Below are 25,817 nucleotides of genomic sequence, written 5' to 3' on the forward strand. Positions count from 1 at the left end.
TCCCTCCGCTACATTAACATTGTTGGATTAAAATCAATTGAGATTTGTAGCTCTTTTTGCATTTCTGCTTGATAATGTTCATTTACCATTTTGAGCACGTTCTTTAAGTTTGGTTCCCGTTTGTATTTTATCATGCATTGATAACGATATCTATCTTTTATCCTTGGAATTGCTGAAGCAACTGGTCCTAGCACCATTGTTTGCTGTGAGCAATGCGTTCGTAAATACGAGGCAATTTTTTCCGTCACTTGTACCGCTTTTAATAATTCAGGATGAGATACAGTTACGAGTACAACATAGTAATATGGGGGATATTGTCTCGTTCGTCTCATTTGCATTTCTTGATCAAAAAACACATCATATTGTTGGTTCTTCGCTAACTCTATACTGTAATGTTCTGGCGTATACGTTTGAATCACAACTTCCCCTGGCAATTCATGTCTACCCGCTCGTCCACTTACTTGAGTCAATAACTGGTATGTCTTTTCACTCGCCCGAAAATCAGGTAAGTGAAGCATCGTATCTGCAGTTAAAACCCCAACGAGCGTTACTTTCGGAAAATCTAATCCTTTAGCAATCATTTGTGTTCCGAGTAATATATCTGCTTTTTCTTCCCCGAACGCCTTTAATAATTTTTCATGCATTCCTTTTCGACTTGTCGTATCTACATCCATTCGAATGACTCGTGCCTCTGGAAATAGTTTTGTAATTTCTTCTTCTACCTTTTGTGTACCTGTACCAAAGAAACGAATGTATGTACTTTGACAAGCTGGACACTCAGTTGGCATATTCTCTTCGTAACTACAGTAATGACATTTTAAACGATGATTCATTTTATGATATGTCAATGAAATATCACAATGCGGACATTGGACAACATATCCACAATCACGGCACATTACAAATGTTGAATGACCTCTTCTATTTAAAAAGAGTACCATTTGTTCTTTCTTTTCTAATCGATCTGCTATTTTTTCATGCAGCGCCTTAGAAAACATTGATCGATTCCCGTCACGAAGTTCTTCTCGCATGTCAACAATCTCTACCGTTGGTAAAGCTTGTTCATTCATACGTTTTTCCATTGTTAATAGTTCATAAACACCCTTTTTCGCCCTTGCAAACGATTCAAGTGTTGGTGTCGCACTACCGAGAACGATAGGACATTTATGATATTGCCCTCTCCAGACAGCTACATCTCTTGCATGATACCTCGGATTATCTTCTTGTTTGTAGCTTGATTCATGCTCTTCATCAATAATAATAATCCCTAAATTCTCAAAAGGCGCAAAAACAGCTGAACGCGCACCAACTACAACTTTCACTTCTTTTCTTAAAATCTTACGCCACTCGTCATACTTTTCTCCAACAGACAACGCACTATGAAGAACTGCAACTTGCGAGCCAAACCTACCTTTAAAACGATCCACCATTTGGGGCGTTAGTGCAATTTCAGGAACAAGAACGATAGCTTCTTTTCCTTTCTCTAGCACTGCTGCTATAGATTGTAAATATACTTCTGTCTTTCCACTTCCTGTAACACCATATAGTAAAAATGGATTATAAGTTTCATTTGTAATTGATGATAAAATCGGTGTAATAACTTGTTTTTGTTCCTCCGTAAGTGGAAATGGTTTCGTTTGTTCAAAATCATCATCGTCATACGGATTTCGGTATACTTCCACATACTTTTCTGAAATGAATCCCTTTTTAACAAGTGCTTTTATTGGAGCATCTGTTATTTGTAACTCTTCTGTAATTACTTTCAACGGTGCACTTTTATAATTTTCCACAAAATAATAAAGTACATCTTGTTGTTTTTTACTTTTTAGTTCAAATGCTGCTAATTCTAATTTATCTTCTGGCAACTCCGGTTGTACGACTCTTTGCTTCTTCTTTTGTACCTTATCTTTCACTTGATAAACGACTTCAACCGTACCATTTTTAATTTCTTGTTGAATAGTCCGGTATAAATGTGGCTGTTGCTCGATTACTTCAAAATCAATTGCTTCTTTATCCTGAAATAAATATAGTATTTCAGGTGCTAGTTCTGCCTGTTTACAAAGTTGTAGACGTTTTTTATATGTTGCTTTTATCGCAGTTGGAAGCATCACTTGAAAAGCTGAAATCATGTAGCATAACGTTTCACTTGTAAGCCAATATCCAAGCTTTAATAATTCATCATTTAAAACCGGTGTTACATCTAATATTTCATGGATTGTCTTTAACTTCTTACTTTCTACATCCACCGAATCTTTAATCCCAATAATAAAACCTTGCAATTTCCTTGGCCCAAACGGAACTACTACACGCATTCCTGTCTGTACAATATCTTCCCATTTTTTAGGGATAATGTAATCAAATGGTCGATCTGTCTGACGGGCAGGTACATCAACAATTACACTTGCAAATTTCATAAACGATCATCTTCTAACATCATTTCAATTTGCTTCAATATTTCACGAGCTACCTCTTTTTTCATTAAAAGTGGCAACTCAATAACTTTTCCATCTTTTCTATACATTGTTACAATATTCGTATCCGTGCCAAATCCTGCTCCTTGTGCTTTTACATCATTCGCGACAATCATATCTGCATTCTTCTCACGTAATTTTTTCGTTGCATATTCCTCTACATTTGTCGTTTCAGCAGCAAAACCGATAAGTAACTGTTTATTCTTTTTCTGACCTAACGTTTTTAAAATATCCACCGTTCTTTCGAGTTCAATGACAGCATCACCATTTTGCTTTTTCATTTTATTATCATGAACATATTTCGGCCGATAATCTGCAACTGCTGCTGTTTTAATGACAACGTCTACGTTTTGATAATGTTGAAGAACTGCTTCTAACATATCTTGTGCAGATTCCACTTGCACTGTCGTTACATGCAACGGTGGATTTAATGCTGTCGGTCCTGAAATGAGTATAACATCAGCGCCTAAATTCGCTGCCACTTCCGCAATCGCATACCCCATTTTTCCAGAAGAAAAATTCGTCATAAAGCGAACTGGATCAACCTTTTCACGTGTCGGGCCAGCAGTTATTAATATTCTTTTTCCCTGCAATGGTTTGTGTTCTGAGAAAGCTTCCTCTAAACGTGCAATAATTGCTTCAGGTTCTTCTAGTCGTCCCTTCGCTACATATCCACATGCTAAAAAGCCTTCCCCAGGCTCAATAAATGTATATCCTAGCGTTTTCAATGTCATCATATTTTTTTGAACAATTTTATTTTCATACATATGCACATTCATAGCAGGCGCAATCCATACCGGAGCTGTAGTAGCTAACAAAGTAGTTGTAATCATATCATCTGCAATACCACTAGCTAACTTTCCAATACAATTGGCAGTAGCAGGTGCGACAAGTACAACATCCGCCCAATCTGCTAAATCAATATGAGCGATAACAGCTGAGTCTTTCTCATCAAATGTATCCGTATATACATCATGGCGAGAAAGCGCTTGGAATGTAAGAGGCGTAACAAACTTCATTGCCGACTCACTCATCATTACTTTTACAATCGCGCCAGATTGTGTCAATTTACTTGTTAACGCAGCTGCTTTAAAAACCGCAATGCCTCCTGTTACACATAGAAGTATCTTTTTCCCTTTTAGCATATGACTCGTCCTCTTTCTTTTTCAAACTTATAATACTGAAATAGAATTCTCAGCTCGTCAGTACCAATATTTCATTCCTTTCGTAAAAAAATAACAACCTACTTGTAAATAGGTTGTTACCGTTACATAGAAAATTATAAAGTCTATGTTTTATTTTGTCGAAGGCAAAGGCTTATTCAGCTACTTTATCTTCACTTGGTACGTAGCTTAATGCTTCTGCATCGATTTCTTCTAATGCTTTACCTACACATTTATGAGAAACAGGTTTTTCTACAACACAGTTATTAGCAAGTTGCATTTCACGTGCGCGTTTTGCAGCTACTGTTACTAATGTGTACTTAGAATCGATTTTTTGTAGTAATGAGTCAATTGATGGATTTAACATAATTATAGACCCTCCGTCATTTCTTTATAATATTTTGCTACCCTTTCGCGGCGGCAATGTTCGCCAACCACAATGGCTTTAATTCTATCACAAGCTAATTCAACTTGATCGTTTTCTACTACATAGTCGTAAGCGTCCATCATCTCGATTTCTTCTTTCGCTACAGTTAAACGATTTTCAATAACATCTTCAGTCTCTGTACCACGTCCGACAATACGGCTCTTTAGTTCAGATAAACTTGGAGGTGCTAAGAAAATAAATACACCTTCTGGGAAAGCTTTCTTAACTTGAATTGCTCCTTGCACTTCAATTTCTAAGAATACATCTTTTCCTTCTTGTAATGTTTTTTCAACATAGTCAATCGGTGTTCCGTAATAATTACCTACGAACTCAGCCCACTCAAGTAATTTTTCATTACGAATCATTTCCTCGAATTCTTCTCTTTCTTTAAAGAAATAATCCACACCATCTACTTCACCTTCACGCGGCTTACGTGTCGTTACTGAAATAGAGTACTGAAAACGTGTATCCTCATGGCTAAACAGCTCTTTACGAACCGTCCCTTTTCCAACCCCAGAAGGCCCTGAAAGAACGATGAGCAATCCTCTTCTACTTCTCATAAATATGTAAAACCTACCCTTCCTCACTTAAATCTTCTTTATTATTCAAACGATGTGCAATCGTCTCTGGTTGAATTGGACTTAATACAACATGCCCATCATCCATAACAATAACCGCCCTTGTTTTTCTCCCATACGTAGCATCAAGCAAAGCATTATGTTCGCGTGCTTCCTGTACTGTTCGTTTAATAGGAGCTGACTCCGGACTTACAATAGCAATAATTCGATGAGCAGATACAATATTTCCGTATCCAATATTTAAAAACCGCATGGCCATAGTTTGCGCCTCCTAGTAAGTCTATCCGATTTCTCCACCACGTATAACTTTACATATTTTTTGAAAGCTACTCAATATTTTGTACTTGTTCACGAATTTTTTCAAGGTTATTTTTCATTTCTACAACATATTTTGAAATTGTTAAGTCATTTGCCTTAGAACCAATCGTATTAATTTCTCTATGCATCTCTTGCACGATGAAATCCATTTTCCTTCCAACAGGCTCTTCAATCTGCAGTGTTTCACGAAATTGCTCTAAATGACTTTGCAAACGAACTAACTCTTCATGAATATCACAACGCTCTGCAAAGATTGCGACTTCTGTTAGCAATCTTTGTTCATCTAGATCTTGATTATGTAATTCTTTTAAGCGATTTTCTAATCGTTCACGATATTTTTGTGTAACAATTGGTGCATGTGGAATAATTGCATTTACACAATTGCTAATCTCTTGTAAACGATACGCTATATCTTTATGTAATCGTTCTCCTTCGCCATCTCTCATCGTTTTCAACATATGAGCAGCTTGACGAACAGCCTCATATAAACTGTTCTCAAAATGTTCATTTACATTTTCTATTTCTTCAATTGCTGTTACTTCTGGCATTGCCATTAATTGCTGAAGTGTAATAGAATCTTGTAATTGAAATTTCCCTTTTATATCTTCCATCATCGATTGGTACTGCTCAAGAAGTGACCAATTCACACTTAATTTTCTTTCAACAAGTCCTTCACCCGCTATACTAATAGACACTTCAATGCGTCCACGTCGAACTTGCTGTGCAATTATTTTACGAATTTTGTCCTCAAATACCATCATTTGCTTAGGAAGTCGAATACTCATCTCTAAAAAACGGTGGTTCACCGATTTCATTTCTACTGTAATTTGAAAAGTATCACTTTCTACTTTCGATCTTCCAAACCCTGTCATACTAGAAATCATTTTTATCACATCCAAGCCATAAAATAACTCAATGAAAAAGGTAATAGAGACAAGGCTCTACTACCTTCTGTAAATTATATCACATTTTCATAACATTGACTATTTCAAGTTTAATCCCTTCTTATATAACATCGACTTTTTCTTCTTAGCCTTTTTCCCTGTTAATAAAGAGCCTACTAGTAAGAAAGTCGGAATTGATGACAAACCTCCAATTAATAACCAATCTCTTGCTTGTATCGGCATTGTGCTAAAGATCGGTTGTAACGGTGGATAATATATAACCACTAGCATGAGTAGTAACGAAATAATAACCGCCCCTACTAAATACACGTTCCCAAATGGATTACGGTGAAAGACAGAATGCTCACTGCGACAATCAAATACATGAATAAGCTGAGCAAGTACCAACGTCGCAAACGCTACAGTTTGTGCATATTTCAGTTCATTTGGATGTTGGTTATACGCAATAATGAACGCTACTAACGTCACTGCCCCAATTAAAAAACCTCGACTTATTATTTTCCACGCAAGCCCTCTAGCAAATACCCCTTCTTTCGGGTGGCGCGGTGTTCTCTTCATCACATCTCCTTCAGCCTTATCCAAACCTAATGCCATCGCTGGTAAACCATCAGTAACTAAGTTCACCCATAAAATTTGAATAGGAACCATCGGCAGTGGTAATGCAAGTAACATCGCAAATAACATAACTAAAATTTCTCCAACATTTGACGCCAATAAGTAGCGAATGAACTTACGTATGTTCTCATATATATTTCTTCCTTCTTTAATTGCTGATTTAATTGTAGCAAAATTATCGTCTAGTAAAACAAGTGAAGAGGCTTCTTTCGCAACATCTGTCCCTGTAATTCCCATCGCTATCCCAATATCCGCTGTTTTTATCGCTGGAGCATCGTTCACTCCATCACCTGTCATCGCTACTATATGTCCTTGATTTTGCAGTGCCTTAACAATTTTTAATTTATGTTCAGGTGATACACGAGCGAATACATACGTATCTTCTACAACATTTTCTAATTCCTCCACATCCATATTCGCGAGTTCTACGCCTTCAACAACGCGTCCATCTGGTGGTAAAACTCCTAATTGTTCAGCAATCGCCATTGCTGTCACTTTATGATCACCTGTAATCATTACTGTTCGAATACCAGCTTCTTTACACTCTTTTACCGCCTGCGCCACTTCTGGCCTTGGCGGGTCAATCATACCTTGTATCCCAACCAACATAAAATCTTTTTCAACGTCTCTTTCATGTTCAATAGAATCCGTGACTTTTAAAGGCTTAAACGCAACTGCAATTGTTCGAAGCGCTTGACTACCTAAGCTATGAATAGCCGCCTGTACTTCTTTTCTATATAGCTCACTTAACGGCTGCTGCTTATCCCCCCATAAGATTGTTTGACTCATTTGCAAAAGAACATCAGGTGCTCCTTTCGTAACAATAAACTTTTTCCCCTCTCGATCTCGTACAATAACACTCATCATTTTTCGAGTTGAATCAAAGGGAAATTCACGAATAATTTCAAATTTCCCTTTCAACGCCTCACGTGTTATCCCAGCTTTCATTGCTGCAGCTACAAGCGCTCCCTCTGTTGGATCTCCATCTAATACGTACGCCTTTTTCTTTTGAATAATATTTGCATTGTTACATAGTGAACCAAATGTAAGTAGCTGATAAAGTGATTTTGTCTTAGCTGGATTCACTTCTTTTTCACCTTTCATAAAAGAGCCATTAGGTTCATATCCTTGCCCTGTCACTTTCCACAATTCTCCGCCTGACCACATATGTGTTACCATCATTTTGTTTTGCGTCATTGTTCCCGTTTTATCAGAGCATATAACAGAAGCGCAGCCTAACGTTTCTACGGCCGGTAACTTCCTTACAATTGCTCTCTTTTTTATCATACGCTGTACACCAAGTGATAAAGCTACTGTAACAATTGCTGGCAATCCTTCTGGAATAGCCGCAACAGCTAGCGATACGCCAGCTAAAAACATATGATATACTTCATTCCCTTGATACACGCCAGCCAATACAACGAGCGCTGTCAAAATAAGAGCTACAATAATTAATATTTTTCCGAGCTGTTCTAACCTTCTTTGCAGTGGCGTTTCCATTTGCTCTGCATTTTGCAACATATTTGCAATTTGCCCCATCGCTGTATTCATACCAGTTGCTACAACAACTCCTGTACCAGATCCTCGCGTAATCATTGTCCCCATAAAAGCCATATTTTTTTGATCCCCAATTGCAACATCTTGCCCTTGCAATGCTTCTACCTTCTTTTGTACAGGTACGGACTCCCCTGTCAAAGCAGACTCTTCAATATATAAACTTGATGCCTCAACAAGACGCACATCAGCCCCAATACGATCACCACTGGAAAACTTAATAATATCCCCTAAAACAAGTGCTTTAGATGGTGCTTTTACCCACTTTCCATTCCGCATTACAGTAACTTGCGGAGCGGCTAGTTCCTTTAAAGCTTCCAATGATTTTTCAGCTTTTCTTTCTTGAAAAAAGCCGAGAATACCATTGATAATAACAATGGCAACAATAGCAATAGAATCAATGTATTCACCTAAAAACGCAGAAACAATTGTTGCTCCAAACAAAACGAGTACCATGAAATCTTTAAACTGTGCTAAAAATACCATTAGTGCAGAAGGCCTTTTTGCTTCTTCTAATTCATTAGTACCAAATTTCTTTACTCGCCCTTCTGCTTCTTTCTCTGTAAGTCCAACCTTTACATTCGTATTCGTTCTTTCTTCCACTTCATGTGCTCGCATTCCATACCAGTTCATCCTGCTATCGACCTCCTGATTCCAGACATACTCTATTGAAAGCTTATTCAGCCTCGTCCAAAAAAATGCTATAATTAACATTTAGTTAGAAAGGAGTGTTCATTTATGGCATTCGATGGATTATTTACAAGAGCGATTACACATGAAATTGAAAATTTTCTTTACACAGGAAGAATTTCCAAAATATATCAACCTTCAAAATACGAGATTTTATTACATATTCGAGCGAATGGAAAGAACCAAAAACTAATTCTTTCATCTCATCCTACATATGCGCGTATGCACTTAACGAATCAAAACTACGATTCGCCAGCAATACCGCCGATGTTCTGTATGCTTCTTCGCAAACATTTAGAAGGTGGATTTATTGAAAAAATTGAACAAATCGACTTAGAACGCATTATTCAAATTACAGTTCGCAGTCGTAATGAAATCGGAGACGAATCATTAAAAACATTAGTAATTGAAATAATGGGACGACATAGTAACATTATCTTATTAGATACGAAAACAAACGTGATTTTAGATAGCTTAAAACACGTTTCATTAGCCGTAAACCGTCACCGAACTGTATATGCTGGCGCTGAGTACGTCGCGCCACCAGCCCAACATAAAATCAATCCTCTGCAAATTGAAACCGCAGATGATTTTATTAGACCGCTAGACTTTCTATCTGGAAATATGGATAAACAACTCGTGGGGGCCTTCATGGGAATATCCCCATTATTTGCAAAAGAAGTAGTAAAGAAAGCCGGTATGGTAAACGAGAAAGCATTATCAGAAGCATTTTTCTCTATACAAACACCATTACTATCTCATGCATATACACCAACAATGATTACTGCAAATGGAAAAGAATTCTTTTATCTTTTCCCTCTTACACACTTGCAAGGAGAAGAAAAAACATTCTCATCAGTGAGCGAACTGTTAGATCGTTTCTTCTTTGGCAAGGCAGAACGTGATCGTGTAAAACAACAAGCTCATGATTTAGAGCGCTTTATGCAAAACGAAAAAAATAAAAATGAGAAAAAACTCATTAAACTCGAAAAAACACTGCAAGATGCTGGAAAAGCAGATAAATATCAACTATTTGGAGAGCTACTTACAGCTAATATGTACGCTTTAAAAAAGGGCGATAAAGATATTGAGGTCGTTAATTATTACGATGAGAATGGTGGAACTGTAAAAATCACATTAGATCCTTTAAAAACACCATCTGAAAATGCACAACGCTATTTCCAAAAGTATCAAAAAGCAAAAAATTCAGTTGTTGTTGTAGAAGAACAAATCGAAAAAACAAATGAAGAAATTCTTTATTTTGATAGCTTACTTCAACAAATGGAAGCTGCTTCTTCAAAAGATATTGAAGAAATTCGTGAAGAATTAGCTGAAGAAGGTTATGTGCGCAATCGTAAAACAAAAAACGCAAAGAAAAAGCCTACTAAACCAGTATTAGATAAATATGTAGCAAGTGATGGCACAGAGATTTTCGTTGGTAAAAACAATAAACAAAATGATTATTTAACAACGAAGTTTGCCCGCCGTGATGAAATTTGGTTACATACGAAAGACATACCTGGTTCTCACGTTGTCATTCGTTCTTTAGAGCCTGCTGAAGAAACTTTACTAGAAGCTGCCAAGATTGCTGCCTATTACAGTAAAGCAAAAGAGTCTAGCTCTGTACCTGTTGATTTCACCAAAATACGCCATGTTAAAAAACCGAGTGGTGCAAAAATTGGTTTTGTTACGTATGACAATCAGCAAACCGTATATGTAACACCAGATGCTGATATTGTAATGAAATTAAAAGCGTAAATAAAAAAATGCGTTGCTTGTATGCAGCGCATTTTTTATATTCGTTCACACTAATTCATATACCCATTTACTAATTCATAACATCTTGCTTTTGTCATCTTATATTTCTCTTCTGAGGCTTCTATACGCCTCATCGTTCCATTATTTGTATCAGTACCAATTGCTTTAACTTTACTTTCTTTTTCTTTAACCCACGCAATTTGTTTCGTTTTTAACGACTGGAACGCATCAGCTGACATCGTACTTTTTAATGTACTGTAAATTTCATTTAGTTTATTATCCCACAGTTCATAATTTCCTTCTATTTCATTTACTATATCAGTGGTTGACATAGCATTCGTATGTTTTTCTTGTTTATCTATAGCAGCTAATTCGCTTAAAACATTTGCTCTATCTATCTTTGAAGAAGATTCTTTTTGCGATTGTTTCTCGTCTTTTGAGCCTGTATACGCACTGGAATCCTTTCTCTGTACTTGTTCTGTTTCTTGAATATTTCTTTCTTTCGTTAACTTTTCATACTTATTTTCATCTACATTGTATGAAATAAGAGATGTTTTCGCATTTACAGTAATTAATCCGTTACTATCTTTGAATATATATTTCTTATCGCCACTATTTTCTTCACTTACAAATGACACATTCTTATCGTCTGGCGTTTGTAAAATTCTATTTGCTTCTTCTTTTGTAAGTTTTAAATCTTCAGGAAAAACGAATGACCATTTATCCATTAACCATTCCCCTTCTTTATACACCAAATGAAATTCCCATTCTTGGGCCGCATGACCTATTTCATCTTCTAAACTTAATGTATGTACCGTTAAATTTTCTTTATCTTGTGAAGAAGAAAATCTTATTTCAGTTTGAAAATAATTTGGGAATGGTAACATATCAGTCTCTCTCGATCTATTAAAGTTATTAAGCAATTCAAGAAGCTGATTCTCTACAAATTTTTTTGAAACTAATCCCTTAACTCCTTTTTTAACTGTCTCTAAATCCCCAGGATTATTTCGGCTCCATCCATTTTCTTTTTCCATCTCACTAAACGCGTTTGCTATTCCATCTACACTCTTTCTTACAATCTTTTTTGCTTCTTTTTCTGTCACTTCTGGCGCTTCATCAAGCTGGTCAATCATTTTATTCACTTGAACTTTGTTTTCACTTGTTTCACACCCCGTTATAACAAGCATACTAGCGGCCAAACAAAATGACATTACTTTACTTAATTTCTTCATACATTCACATTCCTTAACCCAATTTTTTCGTTACATCTCTTTACCTACAAAAAAACGTAACAATCCCTTATTATACCAATTTTTTAATTTATTTATACAAAAAATATAATATTTAAATTAAAAAGATTTTGTTTGCAAGTTTACATTATTGTTCATTCACATAAAAACTTACTGTAAAAATTATATATATATATTTTACATCCGTCTAGTTTTTTTGACACACAGCTACCCTCTTCTCTTTTATTCTAAATAAATATATTGGCACAATTCTTGCTTTATTAATGTAAAAAGGAGGAATTAAAATGAATATAAGAATAACTAACATCCAAAAACAACTACATAATTACGGAATCGACGGGTTACTTATTACAAAGAAAGAAAACCGTCAATATGCAACAGGCTTTACAGGTAGCGCTGGCGGCGTCTTAATCTCTGCCGATCAAGCTGTTTTTATCACTGATTTCCGCTATGTAGATCAAGCGAAATCACAAATAAAAGATGCTGAAATTATTATGCATAAAGGAAATTTAGAAAAAGAAATTGCACATCAAGTATCGAAATTAAACATTCAAAAACTTGGAATTGAAGAAAACAACATGATATTGCAACAATATAAAAACTTGCAAAAATACGTACAGGTGGAAATGATTCAAGTGTGCGAAATTATCGAAAATATTCGTATCATTAAAGACACGCCTGAAATAGAAACAATGAAAATTGCAGCTAATATCGCGGACGAAGCATTTCACCACATTCTTACGTTTCTAAAACCAGGAATAAGTGAAAATGCTGTACGAGATGAATTAGAATTTTTCATGCGAAAAAAAGGGGCTACATCTTCTTCATTCCAAATCATTGTAGCCTCAGGCGTTCGTTCTTCACTTCCCCATGGAGTTGCATCAAATAAAATAATCGAACGAGGGGATATCGTTACATTAGACTTCGGTGCACTTTACGACGGATATTGTTCCGATATAACACGTACTGTAGCAATAGGGGAACCATCGGAAGAATTCAAAAAAATATACAATGTTGTACGAGAAGCGTTAAAACGTGGGACTGAAGCGATTAAGCCTGGAGAAACTGCGAAAAGTATCGATGATGTAACAAGAAAATACATTACAGATTGTGGATATGGTCAATATTTTGGACACTCTACTGGTCATGGTCTTGGGTTAGAAATACATGAACCTCTTCGCTTATCTCAAGAAAGTACGGCTACTTTAGAAGAAGGTATGGTTGTTACCGTTGAACCTGGTATTTACATTCCGAACTGGGGCGGTTGTAGAATTGAAGACGATATCGTCATTACAAAAGAAGGCTATGAAGTTATTACAAAATCAAATAGAGAACTAATTGTTATTCCTTGTTGAAATCACGACCTTTTTTAAAGGAGTTTTTCGTTGCATATAGAATTCTTTCTCTGGAGTCATCGTTTAAGAGGGGGAATTTAAATTGAATTTTGTAATTGATAAGATAGATGGGTTACAGTCTGAATTCTCAAATCTTGTTTCCATGATGAATTACGCTCGCTATACAACAATGCAAGCGGTGGAAGGTTTAACAATTGAGGAACTTGATTATTTATATGATAAGGACACAAATTTAATTGGCATGTTATTGTACCATATGGCCGCTATTGAATTTTACTACCAGATTCATACTTTTGAAGACCGTGAACCAACGGAGGCTGAATTAGAACGCTGGTTACCTGGCATTGAATTAGGCGATCTTGGACGTGAGAAAATAAAAGGAAACGCTATTGAATTTTACATCAATACATTACAAGAAGTACGTTCCAAAACAATCGAGACTTTTCAATCGTTACCTGATGAATGGTTATTTAAAACGACAGACTTTTGGTATGACAAACCAGCAAATAACTATTTTAAGTGGTTTCACGTTTTTGAAGATGAAATCAATCATCGTGGACAAATTCGTTTAATTAAAAAGATGCAAAAAGCTCATGCAGTAAAATAATGAGGAAATGCCACCGAATAAGGTGGCATTTTCTTTTATTCATTAACGAATAGCTTTTCGTTTACTATTTTAGTGACTACCACTACCAACATTAAAATGCATATTAAATATAGCATTTTCGCAATAAACAACCACCCTTGAAACATTACAATTCCATCTATTATCTCATTTCCTTTCCATAACAAAAACGGAATTGTGCTGATTATAATGACAAATTCGATGCTGAAAACCATTTTCTTTTTTCGACTATATGCTTTCCATTCATTCCAGCGATACATAGGAGCAAAATCAATACGCCTATACATAATATAACTGGTACCCATTCACTGTTAAGAAATTGTCCTGAAATAACTGATAATAGTAAACAAACTAGCACACCATAATATCCTATTTTTTCTCTCATTCGTACTCCCCCATTCCCCTTCTCCTCAAATCCCATTTTTAGGATTAATTGTATTGTATCATCCATTTTTTATTCTTATCATTACAGTACATGAAATTTCACTTTTTTCTTTTTCCTATACTCACATACTTTCACCGCTTTCATACAATACACTACACGAATGCCTAAAGGATGTGAATGTTATGGGAGTTGAATTAACGCTATTACACGCTCTCTACATTATTTGTTTACTCACTATTATTACCTTTTTTATTCTCCGAAAAGATACGACTATCATTTGTATCGTTTTTATCTTTTTATTAGCATTAACTGCAACAAGTTCTATCCCTCTTGCCATTAGCGGAATTTTTCAAAGTTTCATTTACGCCATTACTGAGCTATTACCAACTATATTAATCATCTCCATTATCGTATCAATGAGCAATTTACTCGTTCATACTGGCATAAATGATACGATGATTTCACCATTTACAAAAATGATTCGTACACCTACACTCGCCTACTGGATTATCGGCCTTTTAATGATGACCATTTCTTTCTTCTTTTGGCCTTCTCCAGCTGTCGCCTTAATGGGAGCTATTTTATTACCGGTTGCTGTACGTGTCGGCCTTCCTCCAATTGGGGTTGCAATTGCTATGAACTTATTCGGTCATGGGATTGCTTTATCCGGCGACTTCGTTATACAAGGCGCACCAAAATTAACCGCAGACGCTGCTGGTCTCCCTGTTTCCAGCGTCGTATCTGCAAGTGTTCCACTCGTTATCGTTATGGGCGTTGTGACAACTTCCGTCGCTTTTTTCTTCTTACGAAAAGAGTTTCATACAGGCTTAGCTATACAAGAATCTATTCTATCAACTGAGTCTTCTAAAACGCTCACTTCATTATCTCCTCGCACAAAGAAATGGCTCGCTATTTGTATCCCTATCGTATATATCATTGATATCCTTTGCATGATTCAATTTCAACTACAAGGAAGCGACGCAACTGCACTTATCGGTGGAACAACTGTTATTATGATTATCATCATTCCTCTCATCGCCTACAAAGGTAATGGACTGAATAAAACGACCGATTATTTCATAGAAGGGCTCCAATTTGGCTTTAAAATTTTCGGACCAGTTATTCCTATCGCTGCACTCTTTTATTTAGGAGATAGTGGCTTTGTGAAAATTATCGGGGACTATTTACCGAAAGGTTCACATGGAATCATTAACGACTTAGGCATCGCTTTATCTCAAACTGTTCCTTTAAATCAATATGTATCGGCAGGGACATTAACCATCGTTGGTGTCATTACCGGCTTAGATGGATCAGGTTTTTCAGGTATATCACTTGCTGGTTCCATTGCCAATCTTTTTGGAACAGCACTTGGCCATGGAACAGCTACATTAACAGCACTCGGGCAAATTGCAGCTATATGGACCGGGGGCGGGACGTTAATTCCTTGGGCACTTATTCCTGCTGCTGCGATTTGTAAAGTCGATCCATTTGAACTTGCACGCCGAAACTTTTTACCTGTTGTTATCGGTTTAATTGTCACCACGATCGTTGCGATGTTTATCCTATAACGTAAGCAAGTGTTCTCTTGCTTACGTTTTTTGCTTGTAAAATTCATCATGAATTATCAGTTTTCAAGAGGGATTTATTATTACTTAGCGAAATTATATTAGGAGAGTAATTATTTCAAAACGTTTACGAGAAACAGATTACTGCAATTAGAAAAGGGGACATACCTATGAATGAATTGATTTTCGTCTTATTAATTTGTCCATTATTTATCTTTATCGTATCTGTTATTGGAACACGCAAAACGAAAACGTATTACGTAATGCCGATTGTAACGTTTGCTAGTTTTTTAATACTAGGTGTTATCGCCTTTACTCCAAAATTTTTCTTTTGGGTCGGCATGTATAGCATTTTCTCATTTATTGTTTCTTATGTGACTCTATTGTTTGTAAGAGGATATAAGCTTGCAGAAAGCACTAAGTAGTTAAGGAGATTGTAATATGATTTTCTTTAATATTGATGGAACTTTACTTGAATTTTTAACAATAATATAAAAAACGACCGCGTTCCCCCGCGGTCGTTTTTTTGTATTACGCTGTGATCCAAGCTTCGTTAGCTGGATTTTTACGCCACTCTTGTAATTTTTTCGTTTCAGCTTGTCCGATCATACCTTTTTCTGCTGCAACTTCAGTTAATGCACTGTAATCACTTAAAGAATATGATGCTACGTTAGCTGCTTCTAGCTTTTCTTTTCCTGCTTCTAGCTCGTATGTGAAGATTGATACGATTCCTAATACTTCACATCCAGCTTCGCGAAGTGCTTCTACACATGTAATTGCACTACCGCCAGTTGAAATTAAGTCTTCTACTACTACGACTTTTTGACCTTTTTCAGCTTTTCCTTCGATTTGGTTCCCTTTACCGTGCCCTTTTGCTTTACTACGTACGTAGCACATTGGTAAATCCATACGATCGCTTACCCATGCAGCGTGCGCAATACCAGCAGTTGCTGTTCCTGCAATAACTTCTACAGTTGGGAAGTGCTCTTTAATTAACTCTTCTAATCCAGCTGCAATCGCTTGACGTACTTTTGGATAAGATAAAGTTAAACGGTTATCACAATAAATTGGTGATTTCATACCTGAAGACCAAGTGAATGGATCATTCGGTTGTAAAAATACTGCTCCAATTTCTAATAAATGCGATGCGATTTCTTTTTTCATACTGTTACACCTTCCCACTGTTGTTTTACTGTTTTATACGCTTCAAGCGGATTTTCTGCTTTTGTAATACTACGTCCGACTACGATGTAACTTGAACCAAGTTCCCTCGCACGTTTCGGTGTTGCTACGCGCACTTGGTCATTTACATCATCGCTTGCAAGACGAATCCCCGGTGTTACTGTTACAAATTCATTTCCGCATACTTCACGTAATTTTGGAACTTCAAGTGTTGAACAAACAACGCCATCAAGTCCACTTTCTTTCGTTAGTTTTGCATAATGAGCAACCGCTTCTTCTAACGTTTTCTCAATGCCAATCTCTTTTTTCATCATAGCTTCCGAAGTGCTTGTTAGTTGTGTAACTGCAATACAAATCGGTCTCTCTTTTCCTTCTTGCTTACCTTCCTCTAATCCCTCAATCGCAGCTTTCATCATGCTGCTTCCCCCAGCAGCATGAACATTTACCATATCGACATCTAGACTAGCTAGGCTACGCATAGCGCTTTTTACTGTATTCGGAATATCATGAAGTTTTAAATCTAAGAAGATCTTATGTCCCTTTTCTTTTAAGTACGTAATAATCGCAGGGCCTTCTTTGTAAAATAACTCCATACCTACTTTGACAAATAACTCTTCCCCTTCAAAGTGTTGTAAGAATTGTTCTACTTCTTGTTTCCCTGGAAAATCTAGTGCAACGATTAACGACTGTGACATGTTTGCTTCCAGCTCCTTCCTTGACATTCCGAAATGTGATCAAATCCTAACTCATCTAATAATGCTGGTAACTCTTCAATAATTGTCGGACATACGAACGGATCGATAAAGTTCGCTGTACCTACTGCAACTGCGCTTGCGCCAGCATAGAAGAATTCAATTACATCTTCAGCTGTTTCAATACCACCCATTCCGATAATTGGAATGTTAACCGCTTGGCTTACTTCATGGACCATGCGAATTGCTACTGGCTTAATCGCAGGACCTGATAATCCGCCTGTACGGTTTGCTAAAATTGGTTTAGCTGTTTTTAAATCTAGACGCATACCAAGCAATGTATTAATCATCGTTAAACCATCTGCACCTGCATTTTCAATCGCTTTTGCAATTTCCACTATGTTTGCCACGTTCGGTGACAATTTCACGTATACAGGCACTTCAGAAACCTCTTTTACTCGCTTCGTTAAATCAGCAGCAATTTCAGGATTTGTACCAAAGGCGATACCACCTGTTTTTACGTTCGGACAAGAAATGTTTAATTCTAGTGCATGGACATTAGGCGCTTTAGAAATTTCCTTCGCAACCGCTACGTAATCCTCAGCTTGTGAGCCTGCAACGTTCGCAATAATTGGAAGGTCAAATTGTTCTAACCATGGTAATTCCGAATTCATTACTTTGTCTAATCCCGGGTTTTGAAGTCCAATTGCATTTAGCATGCCGCCTGGTGTTTCAGCAACACGAGGCGTTGGATTTCCATAACGTGGTTGTTCTGTCGTCGCTTTAATCATGATTGATCCTAGTACACTTAAATCGTAAAACTGTGCATATTCACGACCAAACCCAAAGCATCCAGATGCCGGTATAATTGGATTTTTTAATGATAATCCTGGTAATTCAACTTGCAATCTGTTCATAGTACAACCTCCCCGATTGGAAATACTGGTCCGTCGCTACACACCTTCTTGTAAGAATGTCCACTTGGATCTTCTTGTAAGTGGCATACACATGCGAAACAAGCTCCAATACCACAACCCATACGCTCTTCTAATGAAATATAGGCTTTTTTCTCTTTGTAACGTCCTTCTAATGCACGAAGCATCGCTAACGGGCCACATGAGTAAAGAATATCAAAGTCGATTCCGTAATTATCAATTACATCTGTGACAAATCCTTTTGTACCGTGTGTACCGTCTACTGTCGCAACGTACGTATCACCAAGTTCTGCAAATTTTTCTTCATAGAAAACAACATCTTTCGTTTGAAAACCTAAGATGTGAATAACACGTACCCCCCTTGCAACGAGGCGCTGTGATAATTCATAAAGTGGTGGTACACCAATTCCCCCGCCTACTAATAAAGCTGTTTGGCCAGCTTCTGCTTCTTCTACGGGAAAACCGTTTCCTAATGGTCCCAGTACATCTACCATTTCACCTTGTTTTCTAGTTGCTAATGTTTTTGTCCCTTGTCCTTCGGCACGATATAGCATTGTAAATTCGTTCTTCTCTTGATCTACATTACAAATACTAATTGGGCGGCGCAGAAGGGGCGCAATGCCCTCTGCTACCTTAATGTGTACAAACTGCCCTGGTTCGTTCATTTGCTGTACTAACGTTCCTTGAAGCACTAATTCGTAAATATTTTTTGCGATTTCTTTTTGGTTAACGACGATCATATTTTGCTTTTGCATCATGCATGTACCACCTCGTGACGCTTTGTTTGCGTAATTTCTTTCATTGAATGAGCTGAGAATGTCATAGATTCTAATACTCGTAAGATTGCTCTCGTTGTATCAAGTGATGTTAAGCAAGCTACACCATTTTCTACTGATTCACGGCGAATGCGGAAACCATCACGCGCTGGTTGTTTTCCTTTTGTTAATGTATTGATTACAAACTGCGCTTTTCCTTGACGGATAATATCAAGTAAGTTGTAGTCTTCAGAATCAATTTTGTTTACAACTTGCACTGGAATATTTTGCTCCGCTAACGATTTTGCTGTTCCAGCTGTTGCTAATAAGTTATAACCGATTTCGTGGAAACGTTTTGCAATTTCCATTGCCTCTTCTTTATCTTTATCCGCTACTGTGATAATTACTGATCCGTGCGTTGGGATGTTAATTCCAGAAGCAACTAATCCTTTGTATAATGCTTTTTCAAGTGTTAAGTCTTTACCCATTACTTCCCCTGTTGATTTCATTTCAGGTCCTAATGTTGTATCAACTGAGCGTAGTTTCGCAAACGAGAATACCGGTGCTTTTACATATACTTCTTTCTCTTCTGGGTGATAACCAGTTCCGTATCCTTGCTCAATTAAGTCTTGACCTAAAATAACTTTCGTTGCAACATTCGCCATAGGTACGCCCGTAATTTTACTTAAGAACGGTACTGTACGACTCGCACGTGGGTTTACTTCAATTACGTACACTTGATCTTTGAATACTACAAACTGGATATTTAGTAATCCAACAATGTTTAAACCTTTTCCAAGTGCAATTGTATGTTCAATAATTTGTTCTTTTAGTTTTTCAGATAAGCTTTGTGGTGGGTATACTCCAATTGAGTCACCAGAGTGAACTCCAGCGCGTTCAATATGTTCCATAATACCTGGAATGAATACATTCTCGCCGTCTGAAATTGCATCTACTTCAATTTCTTTACCAACCATGTAACGGTCAATTAATACCGGATGCTCCGCATGAACTTTAACTGCATTTTTCATGTAGTGCAGTAGTTCTTCTTGACGATATACGATTTCCATCGCACGTCCACCTAATACGTAAGATGGTCTTACTAATACTGGGTAACCAATTTCTTCAGCGATTGCTACCGCCTGTTCTACAGTTGTTGCTGTTTTACCAACTGGTTGTGGGATACCTAATTGTGTTAGTGCAGCTTCGAATTTATCACGATCTTCTGCACGGTCTAGATCTTCAAGTGATGTTCCTAAAATTTTCACACCGTGTTCTTCTAGTTTCGCTGCTAAGTTAATTGCCGTTTGTCCACCGAACTGAACGATAACACCTTCTGGTTTTTCTAAATCGATAATGTGCATTACATCTTCAATCGTTAATGGTTCAAAGTATAATTTGTCAGAAATACTGAAGTCTGTTGAAACTGTTTCTGGGTTGTTGTTAATAATAATTGCTTCATATCCAGCTTCTTTAATTGCCCATACTGAGTGAACTGTTGCGTAGTCAAACTCAACACCTTGACCAATGCGGATCGGACCAGATCCTAGAACTACTACACTCTTACGATCTGTTACAATCGATTCATTTTCGTCTGCATATGTGCTGTAGTAATATGGCGTTGCAGATTCAAACTCTGCCGCGCAAGTATCTACCATTTTGAATACTGGCATCATATTATTTTCTTTACGCATATCATAAATTTCGCGCTCCGTTTTGTTCCAAGCTGCTGCAATGTAGTGATCGCTGAAGCCCATTTCTTTTGCAGTTTGTAGTACTTCCATATTTCCTACATTCGCTTTTACTTCACGTTCCATATTTACGATGTTTTCAACTTTTTGTAAGAAGAAGAAGTCCATTTCACACCATTCATTGATTTCTTCTTTCGTTACACCTTGGCGAATTGCTTCTGCTACAATAAACAGTCGTTCATCATCCGCTTTAATGATACGTTTTTTCATCGTTTCTTTATCAAGTTCTTTTAAGTGGTCTAATTCTAAGTGATAAATGCCAAGCTCTAAAGAACGAACTGCTTTTAGTAATGATTCTTCTAAGTTACGTCCGATTGACATAACTTCACCAGTTGCTTTCATTTGTGTTCCAAGCGTTCTGTTCGCTGATTCAAACTTATCAAACGGCCAACGTGGAATTTTTGAAACAACATAGTCTAACGCTGGCTCGAAGCAAGCGTAAGTTTTTTGTGTTACTGGGTTTACGATTTCATCTAACGTTAAACCGACTGCAATTTTTGCTGCTAATTTCGCAATTGGATATCCAGTTGCTTTAGATGCTAGTGCAGATGAACGACTTACACGTGGATTTACTTCGATTACATAGTATTGGAAGCTATATGGATCAAGCGCAAGCTGAACGTTACATCCGCCTTCAATTCCTAGTGCACGAATAATTCGTAATGAAGTGTTACGTAACATTTGATATTCACGGTCGCTTAGCGTTTGGCTCGGTGCTACTACAATCGAATCACCTGTGTGAACACCAACTGGATCGATGTTTTCCATGTTACATACTACAATCGCGTTATCATTTGAATCACGCATTACTTCATATTCAATTTCCTTACAGCCAGCAATACTTTTCTCTAATAAACATTGTGTTACTGGACTATGTTTTAAACCGCTTGTTACGATTTCAATTAGCTCTTCTTCGTTATGGCAAATTCCGCCGCCCGTTCCTCCTAATGTGAACGCTGGTCGAACGATTACTGGATAACCAATTTCATTTACAAATCCATATGCTTCATCAAGGTTATGAATAATTTCACTTGGTGGTGTTGGTTCATTTAAATCTTGCATTAATGTACGGAATAAATCACGATCTTCCGCTTGCTCGATTGCTGATAATTTTGTTCCTAAAATTTCAACTCCGCACTCGTCAAGTACGCCTGATTTTGCAAGTTCAACAGCCATGTTTAAACCTGTTTGACCACCTAATGTTGGTAGGATTGCATCAGGACGTTCTTTACGAATAATACGGCTTACGAATTCTAATGTTAATGGCTCGATGTATACTTTATCTGCTGTTGCAGTATCCGTCATAATTGTTGCTGGGTTAGAGTTAACAAGGATTACTTTGTAACCTTCCTCTTTAAGAGATTGACAAGCTTGTGTGCCAGAGTAGTCAAACTCCGCTGCTTGCCCAATTACAATTGGTCCTGATCCGATTACTAAAATTGTGTTAATGTCTAGGCGTTTTGGCATAACTCTTCCCCTTCTTTCTTGAAGTTTTCAATCATTGTTAAGAAATCTTCGAATAAATCATTTGCATCTTCTGGTCCCGCTGAAGCTTCTGGATGGTATTGTACTGTAAATGCTGGGAACTTCTTATGACGAAGACCTTCTACCGTTCCATCGTTTAAAGCAACATGTGTAATTTCAAGATCTGTATTTTCAACTGATTCTTCTTCTACTGCGTATCCGTGGTTTTGAGATGTAATTGCTACTTTTCCAATTGCAAGATTTTTTACTGGATGGTTTAAACCACGGTGACCAAATTTCAACTTACTTGTATTTGCACCTGATGCTAGAGCGAACAATTGATGTCCTAGGCAAATTCCGAATAAAGGAACTTTACCGATAATGTCTTTTAACATTTCAATTGCTTCTGGTACATCTTTCGGATCTCCAGGTCCATTACTTAACATAATTCCATCTGGGCTAAGGCGTAAAATTTCTTCTGCTGTTGTGTTGTAAGGAACTACAATTACATCACAGTCACGCTTATTTAATTCTCGTAAAATACCATGTTTCATACCGAAGTCTACTAGTACAACTCGGTGACCACGACCTGGGCTTGGGTATGGATCTTTCGTTGATACGCGTTTTACATGATCTGTAAATACTGTCGCTTTTAATTGGCTTACAATGTACTCTACATCTGCATCCATGTTACAAAGGCGTCCGCGTAATGTACCGTATTGACGAATTTTTCTCGTTAATTTTCTCGTATCAATCCCTGCTAATCCTGGAATATTTCTTTCTTTCAAGTAATCATTTAACGAAATTTCATTACGGAAGTTTGATGGGTGATCACAAATTTCGTTTACGATTAAACCATTTACAGATGGGTGAATGGATTCAAAATCGTCACGGTTAATGCCGTAATTTCCGATTAATGGGTACGTGAATGTTACGATTTGACCGCAATATGATGGATCAGATAATGTTTCTTGATATCCAGTCATTCCTGTTGTAAATACAACCTCACCTGACTTTTCGATTTCGCCTCCGAAACCTGTTCCAATTAATACTGTTCCATCTTCTAAGATAAGTTGTCTTTTCATACTAATGCACTCTCCTTTTGCCATGCGATCTTACCACCAACGATTGTCATTACCGGCCATCCTTGGCATTTCCAACCTGCGAATGGTGTATTTTTTCCTTTTGATAAGAATGTTGTTGGGTCAATCTCTTCTTCTTGTTCTAAATCAATGATTGTAATATCAGCTGCTCTACCTTCTTTTAGGCGACCTGCTTCTAAGCCGAATGTATCAGCTGGCTTTTCTGTTAAGAATTGAATTAACTGTTCTAGCGTAATGACTCCCTTTTTCACAAGGTTTGTGTATAGAAGCGGGAATGCTGTTTCAAAACCAGTAATTCCAAACGGTGCTCTTTCAATTCCTTGTGCTTTCTCTTCCGCTGTATGCGGTGCATGGTCAGTTGCGATCATATCGATCGTTCCATCTAATAAACCTTCAATTAATGCTGTATGGTCTTCTTTTCCACGAAGTGGTGGGTTCATTTTAAAGTTAGGATCAGCTGATGGGATATCATCTTCACATAACACTAGGTGATGCGGTGTTACTTCTGCTGTTACTTTAATTCCAGCGCGTTTCGCATCACGGATTACACGTACAGAACCTTTCGTACTTACGTGACATACGTGATAGTGGCAATCTGCTGCTTCAGCAAGCAGTATATCCCTTGCAATATGTACAGATTCACATACTGATGGGATACCGTTTAATCCGTGTTTCTCAGAAAACTTCCCTTCATGTACACAACCTTTATTAATAAGCGTATTCTCTTCACAGTGCGCAACTACTGCCATATCTAATTTTGCTGCACGTTTCATAGCCGCTAACATCATGCTCGCATCTTGTACGCCTACGCCGTCATCTGTGAAAGCAAATGCTCCAAGTTCTTTTAATGTTTCGAAATCTGTCATTTCAGAACCAGCTTGACGTACTGTAATTGCTCCGTATGGTAGTACGTTAACATGAGCTTTTTCTTCAATACGTTTTTGCAAGTCTTCCATATGTTCTCTGCAATCTGGTACCGGGCGTGTATTTGGCATTGCGCAAATTGTAGTGAATCCACCTTTTGCCGCTGCTAGTGTACCTGTTTCAATTGTTTCTTTATGTTCACCACCTGGTTCACGAAGATGTACGTGTACATCTACTAATCCAGGTGCGATTAACTTTCCGTTCACATCGATTACTTCAGCATTATCTGCCGTAATATTTTCTGCTACCTTAGCGATTTTACCGTCTTGTACGAGAAGATCCGTTGCTACGATTTTTCCTTCTTCATTCATATAACGACCATTTTTAAACAAATAATTCATGTTTCATTCCTCCTAATACATTTGGTAAGGCGCGTTTTAGTACAGCCATTCTTACGTAAACTCCATTTTCCATTTGTTTAAATATGCGTGAACGCTCACACTCAACAAGTTCACTTGCAATTTCAACATCACGGTTTACAGGAGCTGGATGCATAATAATGCTTCCTTCTTTCATACGCTTTTCTCTTTCTACTGTTAATCCGTGTTTCTCATGATATTCTTTCATAATGTCTGTTTCATAATGATCATGACGCTCATGTTGTACACGGAGTAACATCATTACATCAACTTCTGGAACAAGTTCATCTAATGGTTTGTATGTTCCAAATGTGTTGTCTTCATCTTTCCACTCTTCTGGACTTGCAAAGTAAATCGTTGCACCAAGCTTCGTTAATGCTTCTGCATTAGAACGTGCTACTCGGCTATGACGAACATCTCCTACTATTGCAATCTTCAAACCTTCAAATCTTCCAAACTCTTGTTTAATTGTAAGAAGGTCCAGTAGGCACTGTGTTGGGTGGTTTCCGCATCCATCTCCAGCGTTTAAGATTGGAATATTCACCTGATCTTTTAGTTCATCGAAGTAGCGATCTTGCTCGTGGCGGATGACCACTGCTTTTGTTCCGATTGATTCTAGTGTTCTTATCGTATCGTATAGAGTTTCTCCTTTTTGTACGCTAGATGCATCAGCTGAAAAGTTTAAAACATCAAGTCCTAATCTCTTCTCAGCAACTTCAAAGCTAAATCTCGTTCTCGTACTATTCTCAAAGAACAAGTTCGCAACAAAAGTTTGCTCTGTCGTTTTGCTCTCTTTTCCATTCGCAAAATCTTCTGCATCTTTTAGGATTTCTGAAATTTCTACTTCCGATAATTCACTCATCGTTAACAAATGGCTCATCGTCATCCCTCATCTTTCTGATTTTTATGTTACCACTTTTGAATTTTTATAACAACCTTTGCATAAAAATACCCTAGTCATGTGAGACTAGGGTGCAAGAAAGAAGCCACCCT

Annotated in this window: 21 protein-coding genes and 1 pseudogene; 5 read left to right on the forward strand and 17 right to left on the reverse strand. The window is 37.3% G+C overall.

The features are described from left to right. Nucleotides 1–8 precede the first annotated feature (8 nt). The 7 genes from priA to F3I02_RS11135 all read right to left on the reverse strand — a co-directional run bounded on the left by priA (nt 9) and on the right by F3I02_RS11135 (nt 8,664). Nucleotides 9–2,414, reverse strand: coding sequence for a primosomal protein N' (gene priA, locus F3I02_RS11105; RefSeq protein WP_000666710.1), 2,406 nt, complete (start codon nt 2,412–2,414; stop codon nt 9–11). Then, on the reverse strand, nt 2,411–3,616 hold the full coding sequence (gene coaBC / locus F3I02_RS11110) for a bifunctional phosphopantothenoylcysteine decarboxylase/phosphopantothenate--cysteine ligase CoaBC (protein ID WP_000911760.1): 1,206 nt from the start codon (nt 3,614–3,616) through the stop codon (nt 2,411–2,413). The genes priA and coaBC overlap by 4 nt, the downstream gene beginning before the upstream one ends. A gap of 172 nt (nt 3,617–3,788) precedes the next feature. Continuing rightward, nucleotides 3,789–4,001 carry a DNA-directed RNA polymerase subunit omega gene (rpoZ, locus tag F3I02_RS11115; protein ID WP_000933960.1) on the reverse strand — a complete coding sequence of 71 codons (213 nt, stop codon included), beginning with the start codon at nt 3,999–4,001 and terminating at the stop codon, nt 3,789–3,791. 2 nt (nt 4,002–4,003) lie between these two features. Continuing rightward, nucleotides 4,004–4,621 (reverse strand): guanylate kinase, encoded by a 618-nt coding sequence (gmk, locus tag F3I02_RS11120; RefSeq protein ID WP_001257741.1) that lies wholly within the window; start codon nt 4,619–4,621, stop codon nt 4,004–4,006. 13 nt (nt 4,622–4,634) lie between these two features. Continuing rightward, entirely contained in the window at nt 4,635–4,898 is a 264-nt protein-coding gene (remA, locus tag F3I02_RS11125) for an extracellular matrix/biofilm regulator RemA (protein WP_001251456.1), read from the reverse strand. A 67-nt stretch (nt 4,899–4,965) separates the two neighbouring features. Further along, on the reverse strand, nt 4,966–5,841 hold the full coding sequence (locus tag F3I02_RS11130) for a YicC/YloC family endoribonuclease (RefSeq protein WP_000625869.1): 876 nt from the start codon (nt 5,839–5,841) through the stop codon (nt 4,966–4,968). Nucleotides 5,842–5,940: 99 nt separating this feature from the next. Next, the gene (locus F3I02_RS11135) at nt 5,941–8,664 is read right to left on the reverse strand and encodes a calcium-translocating P-type ATPase, SERCA-type (RefSeq protein ID WP_001104779.1); all 2,724 of its coding nucleotides are present in this window, start codon (nt 8,662–8,664) and stop codon (nt 5,941–5,943) included. Between the two features lie 105 nt (nt 8,665–8,769). On the opposite strand from F3I02_RS11135, the gene F3I02_RS11140 reads away from it, so the two are divergent. Beyond that, a complete protein-coding gene (locus tag F3I02_RS11140) occupies nt 8,770–10,479 on the forward strand; it encodes an Rqc2 family fibronectin-binding protein (protein ID WP_196477999.1) in 1,710 nt (569 codons plus the stop codon). A 50-nt stretch (nt 10,480–10,529) separates the two neighbouring features. Here F3I02_RS11140 and F3I02_RS11145 read toward each other — a convergent pair whose 3' ends face one another. After that, nucleotides 10,530–11,711 (reverse strand): lysozyme inhibitor LprI family protein, encoded by a 1,182-nt coding sequence (locus tag F3I02_RS11145; RefSeq protein ID WP_196478000.1) that lies wholly within the window; start codon nt 11,709–11,711, stop codon nt 10,530–10,532. Between the two features lie 302 nt (nt 11,712–12,013). On the opposite strand from F3I02_RS11145, the gene F3I02_RS11150 reads away from it, so the two are divergent. Both F3I02_RS11150 and F3I02_RS11155 read left to right on the forward strand, forming a co-directional pair. Further along, nucleotides 12,014–13,084, forward strand: a complete 1,071-nt coding sequence (locus tag F3I02_RS11150) for a M24 family metallopeptidase (protein ID WP_046946439.1) — start codon at nt 12,014–12,016, stop codon at nt 13,082–13,084. Between the two features lie 82 nt (nt 13,085–13,166). Then, nucleotides 13,167–13,691: a DinB family protein gene (locus tag F3I02_RS11155; protein ID WP_046946438.1), complete on the forward strand. Its 525-nt coding sequence runs from the start codon at nt 13,167–13,169 to the stop codon at nt 13,689–13,691. Between the two features lie 35 nt (nt 13,692–13,726). Here the strand turns inward: F3I02_RS11155 and F3I02_RS33880 are convergent. Next, nucleotides 13,727–14,094 (reverse strand): annotated as a pseudogene (locus tag F3I02_RS33880) (YoqO family protein). Nucleotides 14,095–14,276: 182 nt separating this feature from the next. Here F3I02_RS33880 and F3I02_RS11165 point away from each other — a divergent pair. Then, entirely contained in the window at nt 14,277–15,662 is a 1,386-nt protein-coding gene (locus F3I02_RS11165; RefSeq protein ID WP_196478001.1) for a hypothetical protein, read from the forward strand. A gap of 167 nt (nt 15,663–15,829) precedes the next feature. Further along, on the forward strand, nt 15,830–16,084 hold the full coding sequence (locus F3I02_RS11170) for a YbeF family protein (protein ID WP_046946436.1): 255 nt from the start codon (nt 15,830–15,832) through the stop codon (nt 16,082–16,084). A gap of 106 nt (nt 16,085–16,190) precedes the next feature. Here F3I02_RS11170 and pyrE read toward each other — a convergent pair whose 3' ends face one another. Genes pyrE through pyrB form a run of 8 tightly spaced genes read right to left on the reverse strand, consistent with a single transcriptional unit; the run spans nt 16,191 to nt 25,704 of the window. Then, nucleotides 16,191–16,823: an orotate phosphoribosyltransferase gene (gene pyrE / locus F3I02_RS11175; RefSeq protein ID WP_000711449.1), complete on the reverse strand. Its 633-nt coding sequence runs from the start codon at nt 16,821–16,823 to the stop codon at nt 16,191–16,193. Further along, the gene (gene pyrF / locus F3I02_RS11180) at nt 16,820–17,536 is read right to left on the reverse strand and encodes an orotidine-5'-phosphate decarboxylase (RefSeq protein ID WP_000083512.1); all 717 of its coding nucleotides are present in this window, start codon (nt 17,534–17,536) and stop codon (nt 16,820–16,822) included. Before pyrF ends, pyrE begins: the two co-directional genes overlap by 4 nt. Continuing rightward, nucleotides 17,521–18,450, reverse strand: a complete 930-nt coding sequence (gene pyrD / locus F3I02_RS11185) for a dihydroorotate oxidase B catalytic subunit (protein WP_001081049.1) — start codon at nt 18,448–18,450, stop codon at nt 17,521–17,523. The genes pyrF and pyrD overlap by 16 nt, the downstream gene beginning before the upstream one ends. Beyond that, a complete protein-coding gene (gene pyrK, locus F3I02_RS11190) occupies nt 18,447–19,226 on the reverse strand; it encodes a dihydroorotate oxidase B electron transfer subunit (RefSeq protein ID WP_000983365.1) in 780 nt (259 codons plus the stop codon). Before pyrK ends, pyrD begins: the two co-directional genes overlap by 4 nt. Next, a complete protein-coding gene (gene carB / locus F3I02_RS11195) occupies nt 19,223–22,441 on the reverse strand; it encodes a carbamoyl-phosphate synthase large subunit (protein WP_196478002.1) in 3,219 nt (1,072 codons plus the stop codon). The genes pyrK and carB overlap by 4 nt, the downstream gene beginning before the upstream one ends. After that, on the reverse strand, nt 22,426–23,523 hold the full coding sequence (locus tag F3I02_RS11200) for a carbamoyl phosphate synthase small subunit (protein ID WP_196478003.1): 1,098 nt from the start codon (nt 23,521–23,523) through the stop codon (nt 22,426–22,428). Before F3I02_RS11200 ends, carB begins: the two co-directional genes overlap by 16 nt. After that, complete coding sequence (gene pyrC / locus F3I02_RS11205; protein WP_196478004.1) at nt 23,520–24,806, reverse strand: dihydroorotase; 1,287 nt, start codon at nt 24,804–24,806, stop codon at nt 23,520–23,522. Before pyrC ends, F3I02_RS11200 begins: the two co-directional genes overlap by 4 nt. Then, nucleotides 24,790–25,704 (reverse strand): aspartate carbamoyltransferase, encoded by a 915-nt coding sequence (pyrB, locus tag F3I02_RS11210; protein WP_000018849.1) that lies wholly within the window; start codon nt 25,702–25,704, stop codon nt 24,790–24,792. The genes pyrC and pyrB overlap by 17 nt, the downstream gene beginning before the upstream one ends. Nucleotides 25,705–25,817: the final 113 nt, after the last annotated feature.

It is taken from the genome of Bacillus sp. SRB3LM, from assembly GCF_015712745.1.
GTDB classification, from domain to species: domain Bacteria; phylum Bacillota; class Bacilli; order Bacillales; family Bacillaceae_G; genus Bacillus_A; species Bacillus_A thuringiensis_K.

Coding starts and splice junctions, on each gene's coding strand:
- priA (WP_000666710.1), bottom strand. CDS start 2,414: ATGAAATTTGCAAGTGTAATTGTTGATGTACCTGCCCGTCAGACAGAT.
- coaBC (WP_000911760.1), bottom strand. CDS start 3,616: ATGCTAAAAGGGAAAAAGATACTTCTATGTGTAACAGGAGGCATTGCG.
- rpoZ (WP_000933960.1), bottom strand. CDS start 4,001: ATGTTAAATCCATCAATTGACTCATTACTACAAAAAATCGATTCTAAG.
- gmk (WP_001257741.1), bottom strand. CDS start 4,621: ATGAGAAGTAGAAGAGGATTGCTCATCGTTCTTTCAGGGCCTTCTGGG.
- remA (WP_001251456.1), bottom strand. CDS start 4,898: ATGGCCATGCGGTTTTTAAATATTGGATACGGAAATATTGTATCTGCT.
- F3I02_RS11130 (WP_000625869.1), bottom strand. CDS start 5,841: ATGATTTCTAGTATGACAGGGTTTGGAAGATCGAAAGTAGAAAGTGAT.
- F3I02_RS11135 (WP_001104779.1), bottom strand. CDS start 8,664: ATGAACTGGTATGGAATGCGAGCACATGAAGTGGAAGAAAGAACGAAT.
- F3I02_RS11140 (WP_196477999.1), top strand. CDS start 8,770: ATGGCATTCGATGGATTATTTACAAGAGCGATTACACATGAAATTGAA.
- F3I02_RS11145 (WP_196478000.1), bottom strand. CDS start 11,711: ATGAAGAAATTAAGTAAAGTAATGTCATTTTGTTTGGCCGCTAGTATG.
- F3I02_RS11150 (WP_046946439.1), top strand. CDS start 12,014: ATGAATATAAGAATAACTAACATCCAAAAACAACTACATAATTACGGA.
- F3I02_RS11165 (WP_196478001.1), top strand. CDS start 14,277: ATGGGAGTTGAATTAACGCTATTACACGCTCTCTACATTATTTGTTTA.
- F3I02_RS11170 (WP_046946436.1), top strand. CDS start 15,830: ATGAATGAATTGATTTTCGTCTTATTAATTTGTCCATTATTTATCTTT.
- pyrE (WP_000711449.1), bottom strand. CDS start 16,823: ATGAAAAAAGAAATCGCATCGCATTTATTAGAAATTGGAGCAGTATTT.
- pyrF (WP_000083512.1), bottom strand. CDS start 17,536: ATGTCACAGTCGTTAATCGTTGCACTAGATTTTCCAGGGAAACAAGAA.
- pyrD (WP_001081049.1), bottom strand. CDS start 18,450: ATGAACAGATTGCAAGTTGAATTACCAGGATTATCATTAAAAAATCCA.
- pyrK (WP_000983365.1), bottom strand. CDS start 19,226: ATGATGCAAAAGCAAAATATGATCGTCGTTAACCAAAAAGAAATCGCA.
- carB (WP_196478002.1), bottom strand. CDS start 22,441: ATGCCAAAACGCCTAGACATTAACACAATTTTAGTAATCGGATCAGGA.
- F3I02_RS11200 (WP_196478003.1), bottom strand. CDS start 23,523: ATGAAAAGACAACTTATCTTAGAAGATGGAACAGTATTAATTGGAACA.
- pyrC (WP_196478004.1), bottom strand. CDS start 24,806: ATGAATTATTTGTTTAAAAATGGTCGTTATATGAATGAAGAAGGAAAA.
- pyrB (WP_000018849.1), bottom strand. CDS start 25,704: ATGAGCCATTTGTTAACGATGAGTGAATTATCGGAAGTAGAAATTTCA.